The sequence below is a fragment of the Microbacterium sp. 22179 genome (genome assembly GCF_052045715.1).
Lineage (GTDB): Bacteria > Actinomycetota > Actinomycetes > Actinomycetales > Microbacteriaceae > Microbacterium > Microbacterium galbinum.
The window spans coordinates 898,451-920,088 of the sequence record NZ_JBQEPJ010000001.1 but is presented as its reverse complement, the minus strand read 5'-3'; the positions used below and the strand labels follow the sequence as shown (position 1 = coordinate 920,088).

Annotated in this window: 25 protein-coding genes; all 25 read left to right on the top strand. The window is 70.5% G+C overall.

Going from position 1 to position 21,638, the window contains the following annotated elements:
- The first annotated feature begins 2 nt into the window (after window positions 1-2).
- Window positions 3-1,640, top strand: coding sequence for a flagellar basal-body MS-ring/collar protein FliF (gene fliF / locus ACTJKK_RS04515; protein ID WP_247622303.1), 1,638 nt, complete (start codon window positions 3-5; stop codon window positions 1,638-1,640).
- Window positions 1,637-2,716 (top strand): flagellar motor switch protein FliG, encoded by a 1,080-nt coding sequence (locus tag ACTJKK_RS04510; protein ID WP_247622304.1) that lies wholly within the window; start codon window positions 1,637-1,639, stop codon window positions 2,714-2,716. The genes fliF and ACTJKK_RS04510 overlap by 4 nt, the downstream gene beginning before the upstream one ends.
- Complete coding sequence (locus ACTJKK_RS04505) at window positions 2,713-3,369, top strand: FliH/SctL family protein (RefSeq protein ID WP_440747133.1); 657 nt, start codon at window positions 2,713-2,715, stop codon at window positions 3,367-3,369. The genes ACTJKK_RS04510 and ACTJKK_RS04505 overlap by 4 nt, the downstream gene beginning before the upstream one ends.
- Window positions 3,366-4,694, top strand: coding sequence for a FliI/YscN family ATPase (locus ACTJKK_RS04500; protein WP_440747132.1), 1,329 nt, complete (start codon window positions 3,366-3,368; stop codon window positions 4,692-4,694). Before ACTJKK_RS04505 ends, ACTJKK_RS04500 begins: the two co-directional genes overlap by 4 nt.
- Window positions 4,691-5,113 (top strand): hypothetical protein, encoded by a 423-nt coding sequence (locus ACTJKK_RS04495; protein WP_440747131.1) that lies wholly within the window; start codon window positions 4,691-4,693, stop codon window positions 5,111-5,113. Before ACTJKK_RS04500 ends, ACTJKK_RS04495 begins: the two co-directional genes overlap by 4 nt.
- Window positions 5,110-6,486 carry a hypothetical protein gene (locus tag ACTJKK_RS04490; RefSeq protein ID WP_440747130.1) on the top strand — a complete coding sequence of 459 codons (1,377 nt, stop codon included), beginning with the start codon at window positions 5,110-5,112 and terminating at the stop codon, window positions 6,484-6,486. Before ACTJKK_RS04495 ends, ACTJKK_RS04490 begins: the two co-directional genes overlap by 4 nt.
- 26 nt (window positions 6,487-6,512) lie before the next feature.
- On the top strand, window positions 6,513-6,929 hold the full coding sequence (locus ACTJKK_RS04485) for a flagellar hook capping FlgD N-terminal domain-containing protein (protein ID WP_440747129.1): 417 nt from the start codon (window positions 6,513-6,515) through the stop codon (window positions 6,927-6,929).
- A 21-nt stretch (window positions 6,930-6,950) separates the two neighbouring features.
- On the top strand, window positions 6,951-8,117 hold the full coding sequence (locus ACTJKK_RS04480) for a flagellar hook protein FlgE (protein WP_440747128.1): 1,167 nt from the start codon (window positions 6,951-6,953) through the stop codon (window positions 8,115-8,117).
- A gap of 105 nt (window positions 8,118-8,222) precedes the next feature.
- Entirely contained in the window at window positions 8,223-8,438 is a 216-nt protein-coding gene (locus ACTJKK_RS04475; protein WP_440747127.1) for a flagellar FlbD family protein, read from the top strand.
- Between the two features lie 2 nt (window positions 8,439-8,440).
- Window positions 8,441-9,250: a motility protein A gene (locus tag ACTJKK_RS04470; protein ID WP_440747126.1), complete on the top strand. Its 810-nt coding sequence runs from the start codon at window positions 8,441-8,443 to the stop codon at window positions 9,248-9,250.
- Window positions 9,247-10,062, top strand: a complete 816-nt coding sequence (locus tag ACTJKK_RS04465) for an OmpA/MotB family protein (protein WP_247622313.1) — start codon at window positions 9,247-9,249, stop codon at window positions 10,060-10,062. The genes ACTJKK_RS04470 and ACTJKK_RS04465 overlap by 4 nt, the downstream gene beginning before the upstream one ends.
- Before the next feature lie 3 nt (window positions 10,063-10,065).
- Entirely contained in the window at window positions 10,066-10,986 is a 921-nt protein-coding gene (locus ACTJKK_RS04460; RefSeq protein ID WP_440747125.1) for a flagellar motor switch protein FliM, read from the top strand.
- Entirely contained in the window at window positions 10,986-11,645 is a 660-nt protein-coding gene (locus tag ACTJKK_RS04455) for a FliM/FliN family flagellar motor switch protein (RefSeq protein ID WP_336640248.1), read from the top strand. Before ACTJKK_RS04460 ends, ACTJKK_RS04455 begins: the two co-directional genes overlap by 1 nt.
- 2 nt (window positions 11,646-11,647) lie before the next feature.
- The gene (locus tag ACTJKK_RS04450) at window positions 11,648-12,076 is read left to right on the top strand and encodes a flagellar biosynthetic protein FliO (RefSeq protein WP_247622316.1); all 429 of its coding nucleotides are present in this window, start codon (window positions 11,648-11,650) and stop codon (window positions 12,074-12,076) included.
- Between the two features lie 155 nt (window positions 12,077-12,231).
- On the top strand, window positions 12,232-13,041 hold the full coding sequence (gene fliP / locus ACTJKK_RS04445; protein ID WP_440747203.1) for a flagellar type III secretion system pore protein FliP: 810 nt from the start codon (window positions 12,232-12,234) through the stop codon (window positions 13,039-13,041).
- Window positions 13,038-13,313, top strand: coding sequence for a flagellar biosynthesis protein FliQ (fliQ, locus tag ACTJKK_RS04440; RefSeq protein ID WP_247622317.1), 276 nt, complete (start codon window positions 13,038-13,040; stop codon window positions 13,311-13,313). The genes fliP and fliQ overlap by 4 nt, the downstream gene beginning before the upstream one ends.
- Entirely contained in the window at window positions 13,313-14,074 is a 762-nt protein-coding gene (locus tag ACTJKK_RS04435; RefSeq protein ID WP_247622318.1) for a flagellar biosynthetic protein FliR, read from the top strand. Before fliQ ends, ACTJKK_RS04435 begins: the two co-directional genes overlap by 1 nt.
- The gene (locus tag ACTJKK_RS04430) at window positions 14,071-15,174 is read left to right on the top strand and encodes an EscU/YscU/HrcU family type III secretion system export apparatus switch protein (RefSeq protein WP_440747124.1); all 1,104 of its coding nucleotides are present in this window, start codon (window positions 14,071-14,073) and stop codon (window positions 15,172-15,174) included. The genes ACTJKK_RS04435 and ACTJKK_RS04430 overlap by 4 nt, the downstream gene beginning before the upstream one ends.
- Window positions 15,175-15,213: 39 nt before the next feature.
- Window positions 15,214-17,280: a flagellar biosynthesis protein FlhA gene (locus tag ACTJKK_RS04425; protein ID WP_440747123.1), complete on the top strand. Its 2,067-nt coding sequence runs from the start codon at window positions 15,214-15,216 to the stop codon at window positions 17,278-17,280.
- Window positions 17,281-17,369: 89 nt separating this feature from the next.
- Window positions 17,370-17,618 carry a carbon storage regulator CsrA gene (csrA, locus tag ACTJKK_RS04420; RefSeq protein ID WP_247622321.1) on the top strand — a complete coding sequence of 83 codons (249 nt, stop codon included), beginning with the start codon at window positions 17,370-17,372 and terminating at the stop codon, window positions 17,616-17,618.
- Between the two features lie 122 nt (window positions 17,619-17,740).
- Window positions 17,741-18,223, top strand: coding sequence for a flagellar export chaperone FlgN (flgN, locus tag ACTJKK_RS04415; RefSeq protein ID WP_247632104.1), 483 nt, complete (start codon window positions 17,741-17,743; stop codon window positions 18,221-18,223).
- Between the two features lie 7 nt (window positions 18,224-18,230).
- The gene (flgK, locus tag ACTJKK_RS04410; RefSeq protein WP_440747122.1) at window positions 18,231-19,637 is read left to right on the top strand and encodes a flagellar hook-associated protein FlgK; all 1,407 of its coding nucleotides are present in this window, start codon (window positions 18,231-18,233) and stop codon (window positions 19,635-19,637) included.
- 14 nt (window positions 19,638-19,651) lie between these two features.
- The gene (gene flgL / locus ACTJKK_RS04405) at window positions 19,652-20,539 is read left to right on the top strand and encodes a flagellar hook-associated protein FlgL (protein WP_247632106.1); all 888 of its coding nucleotides are present in this window, start codon (window positions 19,652-19,654) and stop codon (window positions 20,537-20,539) included.
- Complete coding sequence (locus tag ACTJKK_RS04400; protein WP_440747121.1) at window positions 20,536-20,946, top strand: flagellar assembly protein FliW; 411 nt, start codon at window positions 20,536-20,538, stop codon at window positions 20,944-20,946. Before flgL ends, ACTJKK_RS04400 begins: the two co-directional genes overlap by 4 nt.
- 3 nt (window positions 20,947-20,949) lie before the next feature.
- The gene (locus ACTJKK_RS04395; RefSeq protein ID WP_440747120.1) at window positions 20,950-21,513 is read left to right on the top strand and encodes a hypothetical protein; all 564 of its coding nucleotides are present in this window, start codon (window positions 20,950-20,952) and stop codon (window positions 21,511-21,513) included.
- The last annotated feature ends 125 nt before the right edge of the window (window positions 21,514-21,638 follow it).

The window sequence follows — 21,638 nt, the reverse complement described above, 5'->3', positions numbered from 1 at the left end:
TCATGCCGAAGGTGATCACGAACTCCTTCGAACGCGTGAAGCTGATCGTCTCGGGCTTCAGCGTCGCTCAGCGCACGATCGCGATCATCGGCGTCGCGCTGCTGGTCATGGGTGCCGTCGCGCTCGGGGCCTGGCTCACCAAGCCGCAGATGAGCCCGCTCTTCACCGGACTCAGCGCCGGCGACGCCTCGGCGGTCGTCGATCAGCTCAAGTCGGCGGGCGTCGGCTACGAGCTCGCCGAGGGCGGCGCGACGATCCTCGTGCCCGACGATCAGGTGTACGCGCAGCGGCTGGCGGCAGCATCCGCCGGGCTCCCCGGTGACACGAGCGAGGGCTACACCCTGCTCGACAAGATGGGCGTCACCGCGAGCGAGTTCCAGCAGTCGGTGACTTACAAGCGCGCGATCGAGGGCGAGCTCGCGAGCACGATCGGCGCGATGGACGGCATCAGCACGGCGTCGGTGCAGCTGGCCATCCCCGAGGAGAGCGTGTTCGTCTCGGAGCAGCAGACCCCCACCGCATCGGTGTTCGTGAAGACCCGCAACGGGTCGACGCTCAGCGACGAGAAGATCGAGGCGATCATCCACCTCACGAGCGCGTCGGTTCCGGGCATGACGCCGGAGGACGTCGCGGTCACCGACCAGAACGGCACGGTGCTCTCGGCCGTCGGCTCGGGCGTGGCCGGCAACTCGTCGAAGCAGGCGACCGAGCACGAGGCCCGGGTGGCGGCGTCGGTGAACCGGATGCTGGAGACGATCGTCGGCCCGGGGAACGCGACCGTGACGGTGTCGGCGGACGTCGCGAACTCGACCTCCGAGCGCATGGACGAGACCTATTCCGCTCCCGAGGGCGATCTGAGCGCCTCGGAGCAGACGAAGACCGAGACCTACACCGGCGGGCAGGGCGGGGGCACCGGTGTGCTCGGCCCCGACAACATCGCGGTGCCCAACGGTGCGGACGGCGACGGCGCGTACGAGTTCGAGGAGACCTCGCGCAACAACGCCGTCAACAAGTCGACCGAGAAGACGATCACCCCCGCCGGCGAGGTGACCCGGCAGACCGTGAGCATCGCGCTCAACCGCGGCACGGTGACCGGCGTGACCGCGGCGCAGATCGAGACCCTCGTCGCCTCGGCCGCCGGCATCGACGTCGAGCGCGGCGACACGATCGCCGTCGAGTTCGTGGAGTTCGCCGGCGCCGGCGCGAATGCCGCGCAGACCGCACTGGCGGCCGCCGAGGCCGAGCAGGCCGCGCAGTTCCAGCAGGAGCTCGTGCGGTCGGCGATCATCGGCGGCTCGATCCTGCTCGCCGTGATCATCCTCGTCGTCTTCCTGTCGATCCGCCTGCGCATGAAGCGTCGCATCGCCTACACCGACGAGGGCCCGATCGAGTACCTCGCGACCCTGACCGAGAGCGAGGAGCAGAAGCTCAAGTCGCTCAAGGGTCTGCAGGACCGCGAAGCCCTGACGGCACCGCTGCTGCCGCAGGTCTCACCGACCCTCCTCGACGTCGAGGAGGAGCCCGAGCGGGAGCAGATCCTCGTCGAGCGTCGTCGCCGTGAGATCGACGACATCGCCCGCCGCGAACCCCAAGCCACCGCCACCGCGCTGGCGAGCCTGATGGACGAGTCGACCGTATGAGCATGCAGATCGAATCCCCGGATGCCCCGACCGAGCAGATCACGGAGGCCGTCGTCGCCGCGTCCGGTCAGGCGATCGCTCCGATGAGCGGGCTGCGGCAGGCGGCCATCGTGCTCCTGAACATGGACCGGGAGGCGAGCGCCGAGGTGCTGCGTCTGCTCGGCGAGGACCGGTCGGAGCTGCTCGCCGCGGAGCTCACGCAGCTCGGTGGGGTCGACCTCGCAGCCACGGCCCGCGCTCTCGCCGCCTTCACCCGCATCGCGACGGGCGGATCGGTGCCCTCCCGGGGCGGGCAGGAGCTCGCGACCGGACTGCTGGAGACCGCCTTCGGCCGGGAGAAGGCGGTCGGGATGGTCGGCAGGGTGATGTCGCAGGGCGCGGTGTCGTTCGACTTCCTGAACGCGGCCGATCCCGCCCAGCTCGCCACCATCCTCGAGGGAGAGCTGCCGACCACGGTCGCGGTCGTGCTCGCGAACCTGCGGGCGGATCGTGCCGCCGCCGTGCTCGCCGCCCTGCAGGATCCGCTGCGCACCGACGTCGCGCAGGCGATCGCCACGATGGGCACCGCCACGCAGGAGGCCATCTCGATCGTCGCCGACTCCCTGCGCTCGCGCACCGGGGTCTTCGCCATGCGCGACAATCACGAGTCCATCGGCGGCGTCCAGCCCCTGGTCGAGATCATCAGCCGCTCCGACACCGCGCTCGAGAAGTCGCTGCTGGCGAGCCTCGAGGGACGCGACCTCGCCCTGGCCGAGGACATCCGCAGCCGCATGGTGACGTTCGCCGACTTCACGCGTCTCGAGGACCGGGATGCGCAGCGCGTGCTGCGCGGGATCGATCTGCGGGTCCTGGCTCTCGCTCTCAAGGGGGCGGACGAGCAGATCGCTCTCAAGGTCACGAGCAACATGACCGAGCGGAACAAGGAGAACCTCGCCGAGGAGGCACGGGTGCTCGGATCGGTGCGCGTGCGTCAGGTCGACGAGGCGCGGGCCGAGGTCGTGCGCATCATCCGCGAGCTCGAGGCGGCGGAGGAGATCACGATCTCCCGTGAGGACGAGGACGAGCTGATCGAATGACGCTCTCCGACACCGCCTTCACCCCGCTCGTCGTGCCGCGCGTGGGGGAGACCCCGACCGACGTGCGCGACGAGGCCGCTCGGGCGCGCACGCGCGGCTATGCGGAAGGGTTCGCGGAGGGGCGCCGGATCGCGCTCGACGAGGCGCGGGCGCAGCGGGCCGCCGAGGCCGAGCGGCTCCAACAGGAGCGCGATGCACGGGCGGTGCGGTACGAGAGCGCCCTGACCGCACTCGACGATGCGCGATCGGCGGTGGCGGATCGCGTCCGGACGACCAGCGCTCTCTCGGGGGACCGAATCGAGGAGCTCGCGGTAGAGCTCGCGACCGCGATCCTCGGCGCGGAGCTGTCGGACCCGGCGCGCTCGGCCGCGCACGCGCTCCGCAGGGCCCTCGCCGAGATGCCCGTGGACCGGTGGACGCGCGTCGCCGTGCATCCACGGGACGGCGAGGTCCTGCGCGCGGATGCGGATGCCGTGGCCGCGTTGCACGGCGTCGAGATGATCGACGATGCATCCGTCTCGCCCGGCGGCGCCATCGTGCAGATCGCCGATGGCGCGGTCGACGTGCGCGTCGCGGAGGCACTGCGTCGGGCGAGCGATGCCCTGAGCGGCGGAGACCGCGATGACGATGCCGATCGCGAGGCTCTCGCATGAGTGCGCGCACGGTGTCGTGGGAGCGCGTGCTCCGCGCCGCGCGCCCCGAGCGATCGGGCACGGTGAAGTCCGTGCTCGGCCTCCGAGCGGAGGTCGTCGGCATCGATGCCGCGGTCGGCGACCGCGTGCGGATCGACGTGGCGGACGGACGCCGCGTGGATGCCGAGGTCGTCGCGGTCGATGGCGGATCGGCGCGGTGCATGCCGCTCGGACCGCTGGACGGGATCACCTCGCGGGCCCGCGTGCTGCACACCGGCGAGCGCCTGCGCGTGCCGACCGGTCGCTCACTGCTCGGGCGGGTGCTCGACGGTCTCGGCCGCCCGATCGACGGGAAGGGGCCGCTCGGCCGCGACACCGCGTTCGTCCCGCTGGATCACGAGGCTCCGAGCATCCTGAACCGTCAGCGGATCGACCGCCAACTCGGACTGGGCGTCCGCGTGCTCGACACGCTGACCCCGGTCGGCACGGGACAGCGCCTCGGTCTGTTCGCAGGATCGGGGGTGGGCAAGTCGTCGCTGATGTCGATGATCGCCCGCGGCTCGACGGCCGACGTCACCGTGATCGCTCTGGTGGGCGAGCGCGGTCGAGAGGTGCGGGAGTTCCTCGAGGACGACCTCGGGCCCGAGGGCCTGGCGCGTTCGGTGGTGGTCGTCGCGACCTCCGACCAGCCGGCGATGGTGCGCATGCGCTCGGCGTTCGTCGCCACCCGCATCGCCGAGGGCTTCCGGGCGGAGGGGAACGACGTCGTGCTCATGATGGACTCCGTCACGCGTGTCGCGATGGCTCAGCGTGAGATCGGGCTGAGCGCGGGCGAGCCACCGGCGACCCGCGGGTATCCACCGTCTACCTTCTCCGTTCTCGCCCGCCTGCTCGAACGTGCCGGCACGGGGCCGGTCGGATCCGTCACCGGCCTGTACACCGTGCTCGTCGACGGGGACGACCACAACGAGCCGATCGCCGACGCGGCCCGCGGCATCCTCGACGGGCATGTCGTGCTCGACCGCGCCCTCGCAGTGCGCGGCCACTTCCCGGCCGTCGATGCGCTGGGGTCGATCTCGCGCGTCGTCTCGAAGATCACGACCTCCGAGCAGCGAGCGCATGCGGTGGCGCTGCGCAGCGTGCTCGCCGCGCGTCGCAGCGCGAACGACCTCATCGACATCGGTGCGTACCGGCCAGGGGCGAATCCACTGGTCGATGCCGCCCTCGCGAACGAGCAGGCCATCGCCGCGTTCCTGACGCAGCGCATGGACGATCTGACCACAACCGAGGATTCCTGGCGGCTCCTCGCCGCCCTCACCACCGAGTTCGGAGGACTGACGCCATGACGTTCCCCCTCGCCGGCCTCCTGCGCGTGCGCGATGCGCAGGAGCGCGTCGCCGCGGAGCAGTTGTCCCGCACATCATCCGCGCGGCTGCAGGCCGAGACCGCCGAACAGGGAGCGGTCGCGAGTCTCGTCGAGATCAGCGCACAGGTCGACGATGCGCCGACCCTGCTCGCGATGGCCGCGGCTCGTGCCGCCGGCCGCAGTGCCCTGAGCGACGTGCAGGCGCTCACCGAGATGCGCCGTGCCGAGGAGGCGGAGGCGAAGGCGGCCCACGTCGAGGCCCGCCGCGAGCTCCGCGGCCTCGAACGCCTCGAGGACGCCCACCGGGTCGAGAGCGCCCGGATCGCGCAGCACGCGGAGCAGACGGCTCTCGACGAGATCGCCGTCATGCGCAGCCGGCGCGAGGAGCGCACCGCATGAGGGCGGGGATCGCCGCGGGAACGGCGTCATCCGACCCGTTCGCCGTGCTCGTCGCCGGGGGCGCGGCCCCGACCGGACGCGGGACGCCCGCGGAGACGAGGTCGTTCGGGGCCGCGCTGGAACTCGCGGAACGGATGCTCGACGCCCCGACCGGCACGGACGGATCGGTGCGCCTCGGGCCGACCGTGACGACGGAGCTCGCGGCCGCTCCGAGTGCCGGAGAGCACTCCACGGAGGCGACGGAGTCGGCGCCGGGCGAGACATCGGTGAGTGCGGTCCCCGTCGACGCCGTCTCGATGATCAGCGCGATGGCCGCGGCTCCCGCTCCGACGCCGGCCCCGACCGCGGTTCCCGCCGATGCGCCGACGGCCACGACGTTCGCCGCCGACGATGGATCGACGCCCGGAACGACGGAGACCGCTTCCGCCTCCCGCTCCGACGCGACGGCCGACGACGGGATCGATTCCACGCTCTTCGCGCCGCCGACGTCGGCGACCGGGGGAGAGGATGCCGATGCCCCGCTCGACAGCGCCGCAGCTCCCGCTCGCGCATCCGCGGCCCCGGACCCCACTGTTTCCGTGCCGTCGACGGGCCCGTCGTCCGCCGCTGGGCCGGTGAACGGTGTCCCGCCGGTCATGGCTGCACCGACGACCCTCACTCCCGCGCCTGCCGCGACGCGGGTGGAGGCATCCGCTCCTCCCATCGCTGCGCCGTCCGCGCCATCGTCGACCGGGGCATCCGGGGTCACGGCGGCTGCCGCACCTGCGCCCCGCACCGTCGCCGACCCCTCGGATCGGCCCGCAAGCCCCGCGGCCGCGACGCCGTCCGGCCCGGTCGTCGCACCCGCGGCGAGCGCGTCGGCACCCGCCGTCGCGGTCGTCTCGCCGCCGGAGCCCCCGGCATCCGCCCGGTCCGTCGCCACCCAGGTGTCCCCGGTCGTCGTCAACATCGCCCAGCGCCCGGCCGGCAGCCATCAACTCACGATGACGGTGAGTCCCGACACCCTCGGCCCCGTGACCGTGCGGGCGCACATCGGCCAGAACGGGGACGTGCGCGTCGAGCTCGTCGGAGCGACCGACGCCGGGCGCGAAGCGCTGCGCGCGATGGTCTCCGATCTGCGTCGCGACCTCGCCGCCGTCCTGCCCCACGCGAACCTCTCGCTCACCTCGTCATCCGCATCGTCGGCGGATGCCGGAGGTTCCGATCGGTTCGCGCAGCCCGAAGCCGATCCCGGCGCCGGGGGACAGGCGGGTGACAGGCGCGGCAGCGGCCCCGTGGTCGCCCCGGGTCTTCGTGTCGATGCGCCCGATCGACGTTCCGTCCCGACTTCCGCCCTCGCCGTCGCCGGCGCGGGTCTCGACACCTTCGCCTGAGAGGACACCCCGTGACCGTCGACGCCGTGAGCGCACCCACCGCGATCCACACCGGAAGCACCACCGATCCCGCCGCCCGAAAGCAGGTGCTCGACGGCGAGGTCTTCCTCAAGCTGCTCGTCACCCAGCTCACCCACCAGGACCCCTCGAGTCCGATGGACACCAACGAGATGATCTCGCAGACCACGCAGCTCGCCATGATGGAGCAGCTCACGGCCCTCGCCGACAACGGCGCCGAGGCCTTCGCGCTCGACATGCGCCAGGCCGCCGCCGCCCTCATCGGGCAGGAGGCGAGCTACGAGGACGCCGACGGCAAGGCCGTCACCGGCGTCGTCACGAAGGTCTCGTTCGACGGCCCCGTGCCGCAGGTGACCATCGGCGACAAGACCATCGCACTCGACGCCATCACGGGCGTCACCACCCCGACCGCACCGACCACCTGACACACAGGAAGAGAGAACACCATGCTCCGCTCGCTCTACTCCGGCATCTCCGGACTCCGCTCGCACCAGACCATGCTCGACGTGACCGGAAACAACATCGCCAACGTCAACACCGCGGGCTTCAAGGGCTCGTCCGTGGTCTTCCAGGACTCCCTCTCGCAGCTCATCGGCAACGCCGGCATCCCCGACGACCAGGTCGGCGGGCGCAACCCCGCCCAGGTCGGTCTCGGGGTGCAGGTCGCGGGCGTGCGCACCAACTTCGCCCAGGGTTCCGCGCAGGCCACCGGGCGCGGCGGCGACCTCATGATCTCGGGCGACGGCTTCTTCGCCGTGCGCGCGGGCGGCGAGACGCTGTACACCCGTGCGGGAGGATTCTCGTTCGACCCGACCGGCAAGATGGTCACCGCCGACGGGGCGATCGTGCAGGGCTGGTCGGCGCAGAACGGCGTCGTCAACACCGGCCAGGCCGTCGGCAACATCGTGCTGCCCCTCGATGCCGTCTCGCCCGCTCGCGCCACGACCGGAGCGACGGTCACCGGGAACCTCCCCTCGACCGCCGCCGCCGGTGACGAGGTCGTGCGCGACGTCACGGTCTTCGACGCCCAGGGCACGCCGACCACGCTGAGCCTCACGTTCACGCGCACGGCCGCGGGCTGGGACGTCTCCGAGCCCGTGAGTGGCGCGACGGGTGTCCTCGCGTTCACGGACGGCAAGCAGACGGGCCCGGGGCTCACCCTCACCGCGGGCGCCGTGACCGTCGACCTCACCGCGGTCACCGGGTACGCGAGCCTGTCGACGGTCGCCGTCACCGATCAGAACGGTGCAGCGGCCGGCACGCTCAAGTCGTACAGCATCACGGGCGACGGATCGATCGTCGGCACGTTCAGCAACGGCGCGACCCAGACCCTCGGCAAGATCGCGATGGCGACGTTCGCCAATCCCGAAGGGCTCGAGAAGGCCGGCGGTTCGTCGTACCGCCTCTCGGTCAACTCGGGCCCCGCGCAGATCGGCGAGGCGGGCCAGGCCGGATTCGGCAGCCTCGTCTCCGGCGCGCTCGAGATGAGCAATGTGGATCTCTCGCAGGAGTTCACGAACCTGATCGTCGCGCAGCGCGGCTTCCAGGCGAACGCCCGCATCATCACCACGAGCGACGAGGTGCTGCAGGAGCTCACCCAGCTCAAGCGCTGATCCCGCATCGCACGTGGCCCGCCCTGGTTACCCGGGGCGGGCCACGTCGCGATAGTCGGGGCTGAACCGCCTCTCACCCGACGCCCCTCGCCCGGAGACTCCTCGATGATCATCGTCACCCGCCTCGACCGCACACGGTTCGCGGTGAACCCCGATCTCATCGAGCGCGTGTACTCGTCGCCCGACACGACCCTGCACATGATCGACGGCGGGGTGTACGTGGTCGAGGAGAGCCTCGACACGGTCGTCGAGCTGATCGTCGCCTATCGTGCCCGCGTGCTCGACGCCGCCCAGACGCTCGGCCGGAAGTCGGGGGACTGACGGTGGATCCCGCATTCCTCATCGGCGTCGTCGTCGCGTTCGGCGCTCTCGTCGCGATGATCACCATGGAGGGCGCGAGCTTCGAGGCGCTGCTCATCCCGGCACCGATGATCCTCGTGCTGGGCTCGACGATCGGCGTGGGCATCGCCAGCCACACGCTGCGCGACACGCGCCTGGCCGTGCAGAGCCTGGGCCGGATGGTGCGCGGGCCCCGCTCGACGCCCGAAGCCGTGATCCCGTTCCTCGTCGGCTACGCCGAGAAGGCCCGCGGCGACGGCCTGCTGGCCCTCGAGCAGGAGCTCGATTCGGCTCCCGACCAGTTCACCCGGCAGGCGCTCCAGGCACTCGCCGACGGGACGGATGCCGACGACCTGCGCCTCATGATGGACGACGAGATCACGGCTGCCTCGTCGCGGACGCGGATCGCCGCGAAGTTCTTCTCGTCGCTCGGCGGCTACGCGCCCACGATCGGCATCGTCGGCACGGTGGTGTCGCTGACCCACGTGCTCGAGAAGCTCGACGAGCCCGATCACCTGGGTCCGATGATCGCGGCGGCGTTCGTCGCGACGCTGTGGGGGCTCCTCTCGGCCAACTTCATCTGGAACCCGATCGCCGGGCGCCTGAACCGCATCGGGGCCGTCGAGCTCGAGCGCATGATGATCGTCAGCGAGGGGATGCTCGCCATCCAGGCGGGCAGCGCGCCGCATCTGCTGCAGGAGCGCCTCGAGGCGCTGTCGACCGTCAAGCCGAAGCGACGGGCTCCGAAGGCGACGAAGGGCGCGGAGGCGCAGGGCTCGGAGGAGGGCCTGTGAGCACGGCCCGCCGCGCGGGCGGGCGCGGCCACGAGGACGAATCGCACGACGAGCCGGACGAGCGCTGGGCCGTGTCGTACGCCGACATGGTCACGGTGCTGATGTGCCTGTTCATCGTGCTGTTCGCCGTCTCGAACGTCGACAAGACCAAGTTCGAGCTGCTGGCGAACAGCCTCGCGACCGGCTTCGGGCAGGAGGAGACGACCACCGGCGGTGCCGACATCTCCGAGGGGCTGGTGATCCCGCCGGAGATGCTCGACGAGGAGGGCGAGCCCGACCTCACCCAGCGCGCTGCGGCGGAGTACGAGTCGCTCGAGGAACTGCGGGAGCGCATGCGGGCATCGCTCGCCGCCCAGGGGCTGCAGGACACGGTCGAGTTTGTGATCGACGACCGGGGGCTCAAGGTCGGTCTGGTCGGCGCGGAGACGTTCTTCGGCGACAACAGCACGGATCTCTCGGCCAAGGCCGACGCCGTGCTCGACGCGATCGGCGACGTGCTGACGACCGTCGACAATCAGGTGAGCGTCGAGGGGCATGCCGATCGGCGTCTCTCGGCCGCGCCCTTCCCGACGAACTGGGAGCTGTCGGGAGGTCGCGCCACGCAGGTGGCGCGCTTCCTGGTCGAGCACGAACTCGTCGGCGGTGCGCGGGTGAAGGCGACCGCGTTCTCCGACACGCGTCCGCTCGTCGAGGGCGACAGCCCGGAGGCGCTCGCGAGCAACCGACGGGTCGACATCGTCGTCGAGTCCACCGAGGAAGACCAGGTGCGGGCGTTGCTCCCCGCACTCGCCGACGCGGCCGGGAAGGGCTGAGACGTGTCCATCATCTCCGAGGAGACCGCCATGACCGCGCACGCCGTGCCGGACGACCCCGCCGGGCGCTATCCGGCGTACGACTTCGGTCGCCCCGCGCAGCTCGGGCGCGACAGCATCCGCCGGCTGGAGGCGTCGTTCGAGTCCTTCGCCCGCCTGTGGTCGTCGCAGCTGACCGCGAAGATCCGCGTGCGCACGCACCTCACCCTCGACGACGTCGAACTCGTGTCGTACGAGGAGTACGCGCAGACGCTGCCGAGCACCACGGCCATGGTCGCCGGGGCCTTCGCCGATCGCGACGAGCCGTGCGTCGTGCAGTTCGGGCTCGACAGCGCACTGCTCTGGGTCGTGCAGATGATGGGAGGGCGCAGCACCTCCCTCCCGGATGCCCGCACGTTCACGCCGATCGAGCTCGCCCTGGTGCGCAACCTCATGGAGGGCACGTTCGAGCACCTGTCGGCGAGCCTCGGTCCGCTGCTCCCCGGCGAGCCCGTCTTCGGCGGTGTGCATTACAACCCGCAGTACCTCCAGGTCATCTCGGCGTCGGCCGCCGTGATCGTCGCCCGATACACGATGCGCCTGGGCGACTCACGCACGGTCGCCTCGATCATGCTGCCGGCCTCCGCGGTCGTCGACCATCTCGCCGAGGCGGGGGCGGATGCCGCGGCGACGCGCGGCGCGGGTCATACGCGCGACCAGGTGCACAGCACTCCGCTCGAGATCACGCTGCGTCTCGCTCCGATCACGATCGGAGCGGGGGAGGTGCTCGACCTCGCCCCGGGCGATCTGCTGCGCCTGCCCCACCCCGAGACGATGCCCTACGAACTGATGGCGGGCGACACGCCCATCGCGCGCGCGACGCCCGGCAGCCGCGGATCGCGCCTCGCCTGCACGATCACGACCACCCACGAGGAGAACCACTGATGAGCACCTTCCACGAGACCGCCATCGCCGCGGCGATCGCCGGCAAGCTGCCGTTCGGCTTCCCCGTCATCCCGACGCCGTCGACCGACCCCGGCGCGGTGGGAGAGGCGATCGCCGTGACCTTCACCGGCACACCGGGGGCCCGGCTCGCCATCCAGGTCATCGATCCCGCGCAGCTGGAGGACGGATCGAAGAAGGCCGATCTCGCCGACCGGCTGCATCCGATCTTCGAGGCGGCGTCGATCGTGCTCGGGCCCGGGGCTCTCGGCTCCGGAGAGACCGTCGCGGCGACCGAGGTGTTCGCGGCTCCGGGCACGCAGGTGTTCGACCTGGTCGATTCGACCGGTGCGATCGCCGCGCGCGCCTCGGTGCGCATCGACGGCGATCGAACGGGCTCGGGCTCCGCGGGACCGCAGCGCATCAATCGCATCGCCGGCGTCGAGATGGAGCTCGTGGTCGAGATCGGCCGCACGCGGATGCCGGTGCGCGACGTCCTCGCGCTCGAGCCGGGCAACGTGGTCGAGCTCGACCGTGCCGCGGGTTCTCCCGCCGACATCAAGCTCAACGGGCGTCTGATCGGTCATGGCACCGTGGTCGTGGCCGACGGCGACTTCGCGATCCGCGTCGAACGCATCCTCGACGGCGCCGAGAGCGTCTGAACATGGACGACGTCCTCGTCGCGCTGCGGATGATCGTGGCCCTGGCCGCGGTGCTCGGGTTGCTGCTGTTCCTCAGTCGACGTCTGCAGAAGGCCGGTGCGAAGGGCGGGAGCCCGCTGGACGGACTCCTGCCGAAGAAGCTCGGGCGGCTGTCCGTGCTCCGTCCGCCGCGATCCTCGGCGTCGAAGTCCGCGCGGCCGCGTCCCGAGAAGATCACCGTCGTCGCCCGCACCGGGATCGGTGCCAAGGCCCAGCTGGTGGTGGCCGAGTTCGGGGGAATCCGCTACGTGCTCGGCGTCACCGAGGGCGGTGTGAGCGTGGTCGACACGCAGGAGGCTCCGGCCGAGATCGACGAGACGATCGACGACGAGACGATCGACGACGAGCGCGGCGACGACACGGAACGCCCGCCGCTCACCTCCGTCGCCTGATCGGCGTGCTCGCCGCTTCGCGGGGTTACGCGGGAGAACCCCTGTCGCGATAGTCGCGTGTGAGCACGGATCGCTCGTCCCCCTGGCTACGGATCGGCCACGACACCCATCTTCGGAGTGCCGCCGTGCCCGCATCAGCCCTCGCCGCCGCGCCGATGGCGCCCGCGCGGCGAGCCCGCGGCCGGATCGGGGGCCTCGCCGCCGTCGTCCTCGTGCTCGTGGCGGTGTTCGTGCTCTGGGGCGCCACGGGCGCCCACGCCGCGGCATCCGTCGTCCCCGCGCAGTCGGGAGACGGCGAGGGCGTGACGATCAACGGCATCAACGGCACGCCGTCCGACAGCATCGTGACGCTGCTCGGCATCACGGTGCTGAGCGTGGCACCCGCGCTGCTGCTGATGATGTCGAGCTTCACGAAGATCTTCGTGGTGCTCGCCCTCACCCGCAACGCCCTGTCGCTGCCGTCGATCCCGCCGAACCAGGTGCTCGCCGGCCTCAGCCTGTTCCTGACGCTGTTCATCATGTGGCCGGTGCTCACCGACATCAACACGGTCGCCGTCGCCCCGTTCACCGAGGGGCAGATCGACTTCGGCCGGGCGTTCGAACTCGCCCAGGAACCGCTGCGGCAGTGGATGCTCGCCTACACGCGCGAAGAGGACATCGCGCTGATGCACCGCGCCGCGCAGATGGACAACCCCAGCGACCCGTCCAGCATCCCCCTGCAGACGCTCGTGCCCGCGTTCATGCTCAGCGAGCTGCGGGCAGCCTTCCTCATCGGCTTCATCATCTTCGTGCCGTTCCTCGTCATCGACCTCGTCGTCGCGAGCGCCCTGATGTCGATGGGCATGATGATGCTCCCGCCCGTCATGATCTCGCTGCCGTTCAAGATCCTGCTGTTCCTGCTCATCGACGGGTGGGGGATGGTCATCACCGCCCTCGTGCAGTCCTACGCCGGAGGTGGGGGATGAATCCCGAAGCGGTCATCGACATCGGCCAGGCGGCACTCATCCTCGCGGCGAAGCTGTGCGCCCCGCTCCTGATCACGGCACTCGTGGTCGGCTTCGCGATCTCGCTGCTGCAGTCCATCACCCAGGTGCAGGAGATGACGATCTCCTTCGTGCCCAAGCTCGTGGCGGTCGGAATCGCGCTGCTGGTGAGCGGGCACTGGATGATCTCCGAGATGATCGCGTTCTCGAACGAACTGTTCGCACGCATACCGTCGCTGCTGAACGGCGGCTGATGCACATCCCGATCGATTTCACCTGGCTCGAGGCGACGGCTCTGGCCTGCGTGCGGATCACGGCGTTCCTCGTGATCGCGCCCCCGTTCAGCCACGGCACGGTGCCGATGCGCATTCGCGCCATGCTCGGCGCAGGTCTCGCGCTGGCGGTGTCGCCGGTCGTCACCGCGGGTTACGAGCGGCTGGACACCGGAGGATTCCTGCTCGCACTGGTCGGGCAGGCCCTCACGGGCGCGCTTCTCGGCTTCCTCGTGATGGTGCTCTTCAGTGCGATCCAGAGCTCCGGCTACCTCGTCGACACCTTCGGCGGCTTCCAGCTCGCGCAGGCCTTCGACCCCGGCATGGCGGTGAACGGCGCCCAGTTCACCCGCCTGTTCCAGATGACCGCGATCGTGCTGCTGTTCGCCTCCGACGGCTACCAGCTCGTTCTCGGCGGACTCTTCCGCTCGTTCGACGCGGTGCCGGTCACGGGGATGATCGATCTCGCCCATCCCGCCGAAGCGCTCGTGGGAGCGGCGGGGCAGATGATGCTCAGCGCCGTGCAGATCGCCGGCCCCCTGCTGATCGTGCTCTTCCTCGCCGACGTCGGACTCGGCCTCGTGACCCGCGTCGCCCCGGCCCTCAACGCCTTCGCGATGGGCTTCCCGATCAAGATCGGGCTCACCCTCCTGCTCGTGGGCTTCGTGTACGCGGCGCTCCCCGGCGTGGTCGCGGCGATCGCCGACGACGCCGCCCGGCTGCTCCTGGAGGTGACCCGATGAGCGAGACCGATACCGGAGAACGCACCGAGAAAGCGACCGATCGTCGCCTGAAGGAGGCGCGGAAGAAGGGCCAGATCGGTCGCAGCCAGGACTTCACGGCCTGGGTCTGCATCGCAGCGGCGGCGATCATGTCGCTCCCGGCGATCGCCTCGGCGACCCAGGTGCTCACCGAGCTCTTCCTGCGGGTGGCGCCGGTGGCGGGTCATCCGACCGCCGACGCCGCGGTCGAGGTGCTGGGGGCGGCGTTGACGTCGATGGGCGGCATCCTGCTGCCGCTGCTGGTCGTCGTGCTCCTCGCGACGACCGCGACCGCCGTCGCACAGGGCGGCATCCACCTGCGCGGTGTGACGATGCGCACCGAGCAATTCAACCTCGTCACCGGGCTGAAGCGCGTCGTCGGACGGCAGGCGCTCTGGGAGGGCGCGAAGGCGCTGCTCAAGACGACGGCCATCGGTCTCGCGCTCTGGATCGTGGTGTCCGGCCTGGTCCCCGTGCTCATGGCCAGCGGCAGCCACAACATCACCTGGCTCCTCGAGCAGGCGGCCGGGGGCGTGATGGCCCTCCTGCAGGTCGCCGTCGTCGTCGGCATCCTGCTCGCCGCCGTCGACGTCGCCGTCGTGCTGCGCCGCAACCGCAAGCACACGCACATGACGAAGAAGGAGGCGAAGGACGAGCACAAGAAGAGCGAGGGCGATCCGCTCGTGCGTTCGCAGCGGCGATCGCGCCAGATCGCCCTCAGTCGCAACCGCATGATCGCGGCGGTCGGCGACAGCGACGTCGTGCTCGTCAACCCCACCCACGTCGCCGTCGCGCTGCGGTACGAGCCCGGGAAGTCCGCTCCTCGCGTCGTCGCGAAGGGCGCCGGCATCGTGGCGCAGAAGATCCGCGAGCGGGCCGAGGAGTCGGGGGTGCCGCTGGTGCGTGACATCCCGCTCGCCCGCGCCCTGCATGCGGCCTGCGAGATCGGCCGCGAGATCCCCGAGGAGCTCTACACCGCGGTGGCCCAGGTGCTGGCGTTCATCGAGCACCTCAAGCGGCGGGGCTCGGCGCGCGGTACCCACACGATGCCGTTCGCGAGCACCCGCGACCGCGGGCTCTGACCCGAACCCCCAGACACGGAAAACGAGAAGGTAGGACGCATGATCGGTCAGCTGCTGTCGAAGGGAGCCGTCCCCGTCGGGGTGGTCGGGATCATCCTCCTGCTCATCGTGCCGATCCCGACGCCGCTGCTCGACGTGCTCATCGTCGTGAACATCTCGTTCGCGCTCCTGATCCTGCTCACGGCCATGTTCGTGAAGAAGCCGCTGGACTTCTCGGTGTTCCCGAGCCTGCTGCTCGTCGCGACGCTGTTCCGCCTCGGACTCAACGTGGCGTCCACGCGCCTGGTGCTGAGCGAGGCGCACGCGGGCCAGGTGATCCAGGCGTTCGGGCAGATCACGATCAGCGGGTCGCTCGTGATCGGTGCGGTGATCTTCCTGATCCTCGTCGTCATCCAGTTCGTCGTGGTCACCAAGGGCGCGGAGCGCGTCGCGGAGGTCGGGGCGCGCTTCACCCTCGACGCGATGCCGGGCAAGCAGATGGCGATCGACGCCGATCTCAATGCGGGCCTCATCACCGACGAAGAGGCACGCCGCCGCCGTGCCGAGGTCGCCGCGGAGGCCGACTTCTACGGGGCGATGGACGGCGCGTCGAAGTTCGTCAAGGGCGACGCGATCGCGGGCATCGTCATCGTCGTCATCAACTTCGTCGGCGGCATGATCATCGGCATGGCGCAGCGCGGCATGGAGATGGGCGAGGCGCTCGAGACCTACAGCATCCTGACCATCGGCGACGGGCTCGTGACGCAGATCCCGGCGCTGCTGATGGCGGTGTCGACGGGCATGATCGTCACCCGCGAGAACGTCGAGGCTGAGATGGGGCAGGCCGCGGCCCGGCAGCTGCTGCAGTCGCGCACTGCGCTCGTCATCACGGGGCTGGCGGCGGTCGCGATGGGTTTCGTCCCCGGGATGCCGCTGCTCGTGTTCGCGAGCATCGGCGCCGTGCTGCTCTTCGCCGCGTCGCGCGTGAAGGCGAGTGAGGATCGCGATGCCGCGCGCGCGGCCGATGCGCTGGAGCAGGAAGCCGCCGAGGCCGGCGCGGAGGGACCGGACGACCTCATGGACCGGATGCGGGTCCACGCGCTCGAGATCTCACTCTCCACCGACATCGTCGACCTCGCCGCCGGTGGCTCGGGGGATCTGCTCACCCGGGTCAAGTCCCTCCGTCGCAAGCTCGCCCTCGACATCGGCATCCTCATGCCTCCCGTGCGCACCCGCGACAACATCGACCTGCCGGCGCAGACCTACGCGATCCTCATCGCCGGCGTCGAGGTCGGTCGCGGAGCCGTGCCCCGCGGTCACGTGCTGGCGATCGGCACGGGGCTCGAGCAGCTCCCCGGCGAGGCCGTGGTCGACCCGGTGTTCGGGCTCGAGGGCAAGTGGGTGCCGGCCGAGATGTCGCACGCGGCCGACATGGCGGGGGCCACGGTGATCGATCGCGCGAGCGTCATCATCACCCACCTGTCCGACATCGTGCAGAGCCAGGCGCACCGCCTGCTCTCACTCGAAGACGTGCGCCAGCTGACCGAGCACCTGAAGCAGACGAGCCCCACGACGGTCGAGGAGCTCACTCCCGCCGTACTCTCGCTGGCGGCGATCCAGCGGGTGCTCGCCGGACTGCTGGCGGAACGCGTGCCGATCAACGACCTCGCGCGCATCTACGAGGCGCTGGTGCTCCGGGGCAAGACCTCGACCGAGATCCCCGGACTCATCGATGCCGCGCGTGCGGCGCTCGGACCCGCGATCGCCGCACGTTTCGCCGAGGACGGGCGCATCCGGGTCGTCATGTTCGATCCCATGCTGGAGCAGCAGATGCTCGAGGGGATGCGCGTCGTCGACGGCAATCCCCAGATCGTTCTCACGCCGGAGGCGACGCTGCAGGTGCTCGAAAGCGTGCGCCGCACGGTGTCGGAGCTCACGCAGGCGGGGCCCGAACCGGTGCTCGTCTGCGCGCCGTCGCTGCGTCAGGCGGTACGACGAATGCTCGCACCGCAGGTCGAGTCGCTCCCCGTGCTCTCGTACGACGAGGCCGGGGCGGCGGGTCACGCGACCGACGTCGTCGGGGTCGTGCGCATCGCTCCGTCCGCTCTCCCCAGCGCGGCGGGCTGATCTGCAGATTCCGCTCGTTTACGAGGGCATGCACTACCTTGGTGAAGAGGATGGCGCGAGTGCGCCGCAGCCAGGGAAGGCGGACGGACATGCTGGTTCTGACGAGGCGCGCGAACGAGAGCATCGTGATCGGCGACGACATCACGGTGACGATCCTGGCGGTCACCCCGAGCGGCGTCCGGGTCGGGATCGACGCCCCTCGCGACACCCGCATCAACCGTGCGGAGATCGTGCTCGCGGTCGGCGATGCCAACCAGCAGGCGGTGCAGACCGCGGGTGACGAGTCGGCGGAGAGCGCGCTCCTCGGTGCCCTGCGACGCCTGAGTGGAGCTTCCTGACGGGTGTCAATGGGGAGTTCTCCCCATCCGTGTCGAGTTACTCGCCTCCGCGATGTCGCGATAGTCGTAGATGTGACGGGGATTCCCGTCATCGACGACCCGACCCGACGAGGTGACGCCCTGTGGCCGCTCACGACCTGAGCATGCACCTGCTGCGCGAGCGCGAGCTGCTCGAGACGCTGCTGTTCAAACTGGACGAGCAGCAGATGCTGCTCGCGACCGGCCGCAACCGGTGGATCCGGCACGCGTCGACCGAGATCGAGCGCGTGCTCGCCGCCATGCCGACCGTCGCGCTCTCGCGTGATGCACTCGTCGTGGCCGTGGCCGACGAGTGGGGTGCACCCGAGGCGACGACTCTGCGGCAGCTGATCGCCGCGGCGCCCTCCGACGGATGGCGGGAGGTGCTCGAGGGTCACCTCTCCGCGATGACCGCGCTGGCCGACGAGATCGAGCAGATGAAGCAGGTCAACGAGCAGCGTCTGCGCACGGCGATCCGCGTGACCCAGGAGACCATCGCCGGGCTCGGCGAGCCGACCGGCGAGTACACGCCCAGCGGCGACGTCGTCCGCGGCGGCGACGCCCGACTTCTCGACACCCGGATGTGAGGTGACCATGTCTTCGTTCTCAGGTCTTCGCCTGGCGGAATCCGCCCTCTCCGCCGCCCGTGCGGGCATGACCGTGACGGGTCAGAACATCGCCAATCAGACGACCACCGGGTACACCCGGCAGAGGATCGATCAGGCTCCGCTCACCGGCGTGGGTCAGACCGGACTGTGGAAGAGCGGCCTCGGCATCGGCGGAGGCGTCTCCGTCACCGGTGTCGCACGCCTCGGGGATGCCGTGCTCGACGCGCGGGTGCGCGATGCCCTCTCGACCTCCGGATTCTGGAGCGCGCGGGCGACCGCGGCCGCCCGCGCCGAGAGCACGATGGCGGAGCCGACCGCGGACGGCCTCGCCGCGAACCTCGACCGCTTCTGGGCCGGATGGTCGGATCTCGCGAACACCCCGGAACCGGCGGCGGCGCAGGTTGTGCTCACCAACGCTCAGGTGCTCGTCGGCCAGATCGCGGCGGGCTATCAGGCCGTCGCGGGCCAGTGGGGTGATCTGCGCGGACAGGTCGATCGCGATATCGCCGACGTGAACGCGGTGGCGGGTCAGGTCGCGACGCTGAACGGTCAGATCCGCGACGCGCTGCACGCCGGACGCAATGCCAACGAACTGATCGATCAGCGGAACGTGCTCGCCCAGCAGTTGTCCTCGGCGATCGGGGCGACGGGCGTCGTCGAGTCGGACGGCACTCTCACCCTCCGTGTCGACGGGAATGCGCTGGTCTCGGGCGACAGCAGCCGAGCGCTCCAGGTGAGCGGTCCGCGCGAGATCTCGGATGCCGGTCGTATCGTCGTGTCGTGGGCCGATCGGCCGGACGTTCCCGTCGCCGTCGGCGGCGGGGTGATCGGCGGCACCATCAGCGCACTCGCCCCGGCGGCGGACGGTGGCACGCTCGCCGGCGTCGCCGCCGCGTACAACGACACCGCAGCCGCCCTCGCCGCGGCGGTCAACGACGTGCACCGCACCGGGGTGACGGCCGGCGGTGCGGCCGGGGGCGACTTCTTCGCTCTCGACACGACGGGGCCCGCGGCGCTCGGACTGAGCGTCGTGCCCACCGGGCTCGATCAGCTCGCTCTGGCGGCGCCGGGAGCCGGAGCGAAGGACACCACGATCGCCGACCGCATCAGTGCTCTCGGTGCCTCCGCCACGGGGCCGAGCAAGACCTGGGCGACGTTCGTCACCGGGTTCGCGGTCGCGGTCGCCGGTGATCTGCAGCGGGCTGACATCGCCGACATGGGCGCCGTGGCCGCGGTCACCGCGCAGCAGTCGAACGCCTCGGTCGACGGCGACGAGGAGACCATCAACCTGCTGACCTACCAGACCGCCTACCAGGCCGCCGCCCGCGTGCTGACGGCGATGGACGAGGCGCTGGACCTGCTCATCAACCGCACCGGCCTGGTCGGCCGCTGACCCGGGAGTCGACCATGATCGGACGCATCACGAGCAGCACCATGACGCAGCAGTCGCTGCGCACGCTGCAGACCAACCTCGCGGACCGCGAGCGCCTGCAGAACCAGGCCGCCTCGCAGCGCGCCTTCCGCTCGCCGAGCGAAGATCCCGCCGCCGCCGCGACGACGCTCGGCGTGCACGGCGAACAGGCGCGGGTCGCACAGTTCGCACGGAATCTGAGCGACGGTATGGCCTGGGTCACCACGGTCGACACGGCGCTCGGAGCGAGCACCGACCTGCTCAACCGGGCCCGCGATCTGACGGCGCAGGGAGCGAACTCCGGGGCGCTGAGCCCGACGGCGAGGGAATCCATCGCGCAGGAGCTCGAGACGATCAGTGCGGAGCTGCTCGCTCAGGCGAACACGACGGTGCTGGGCCGCAGCGTCTTCGCCGGGACCGGCGATGCCGGTGCCGCGTTCGACCCCGACACCTTCGCGTTCCACGGCAGCCCGGGAGACGGCGTGCAGCGACGTATCAGCGACAACGAGACGGTTCGCGTCGACTTCGACGGCTCGCAGGCCTTCGGCGAGGGAGCGAACAGCGCTTTCGCACTTCTGAGGGATATCGCGGCCGAACTGCGCAGCGGCGCGAACGTCGGCCCGCGCCTCGACGACATCGACGCGCGCCTGAAGGACGTCATCGCCGCGCGCGGCACGACCGGTGCCCGGCAGGTGCAGATCGAGCGCGCGGCTTCGCAGAACCTCGCCACCTCCACCGACCTCGAGGCGCGTCGTGCCGAGGTCGAGAACGTCGACAGCCTCGAGGTCCTCGTGCGGTTGCAGTCCGCCGAGCTCGTCTTCCAATCCGCCCTGCAGGTGACCGCCAAGTCGCTGCAGACCAACCTCCTGGAGTTCCTGCGATGACCGCGACGACCGCCCGAGAGAACATCGAGTCGGCAGCCCGCGTGATCGAGTTCACCTCGCCGATGCTCGGCCTGGCCCCGTACACGACGTTCACCCTCGAGAGCATCGACGGGGCCGACGGTCTGTACGCGCTCCGGGCGACGGATGCCGAGCTGCGCCTGTTCGTGGTGGATGCGCCGTTCGTCGATCGTGCGTACGCGCCGAAGGTTCCGGCATCCGTCCGCGCCGAGATCGGAGCATCCGCGGACGATGCGCTCCAGATGCTGGTCGTGGCCAACCCCGGGGACGAGGGTGTGCACGTGAATCTGCGCGCGCCGATCGTCGTCCACCCCGGGAGCGGACGCGCGGTGCAGGTGATCCTCGAGGATCAGACCTACCCGATCCGTTCGCTTCTCGGCGGACGGTGACGGATGGTCGATCTTCGCTCTCGTACGCACGGTCCCGGTGCGACGAAGGGGGTCAACCTCGTGGTCCTCGCCTACGACGACCGCCTCATCGTCGGTGACGATGCAGACGGCGCCGTCCACTACCTCGACGCACGGGTGCATCCCGGCGACCGTCGGGCACCGGGGGAGACCGAACTCGCACTCGTCCCCTCGAAGGAGGAGCCGTCCGATGCGGAGTACGAGAACTCGGCCCGCTACACCGCGGCCCAACTCGCCGCGATCGCAGAGGCCGCCGGCGAGAACACCGCGTCGCTGCTCGATGCGCGCGGGGCGGTCGTCGGCCGCGCCTTCGGTGTGAGGGCTGATCTGCTGATCAACGACGGCGACGTGGTGGTGAACACCAAGACGCTCGAGCCGACCGAGCTCTCGGTGAGCGCCGACGAACGCGGCCTCGACATCCGTACGCAGATCGACATGTCGACCGCCGCCGCACGCTCGGCCCGAGAAATCGTGAAAACACGGAAGAATCAGGTGAAACCGGAGTTCACCGCATATACCAAGGAAGAGGCACTATCCTCTGAGGGGTAAGGGCTGGGGCCTCGCTGATCCCGGTTCGTCGCAGGGGGGCCTTCGACGAATCACCGGTGCAGCTGTCACGGGCGCAGCGCAAGACGCTCGGCGACGAGCGAACACACCAGGGGACGGTACAGAGC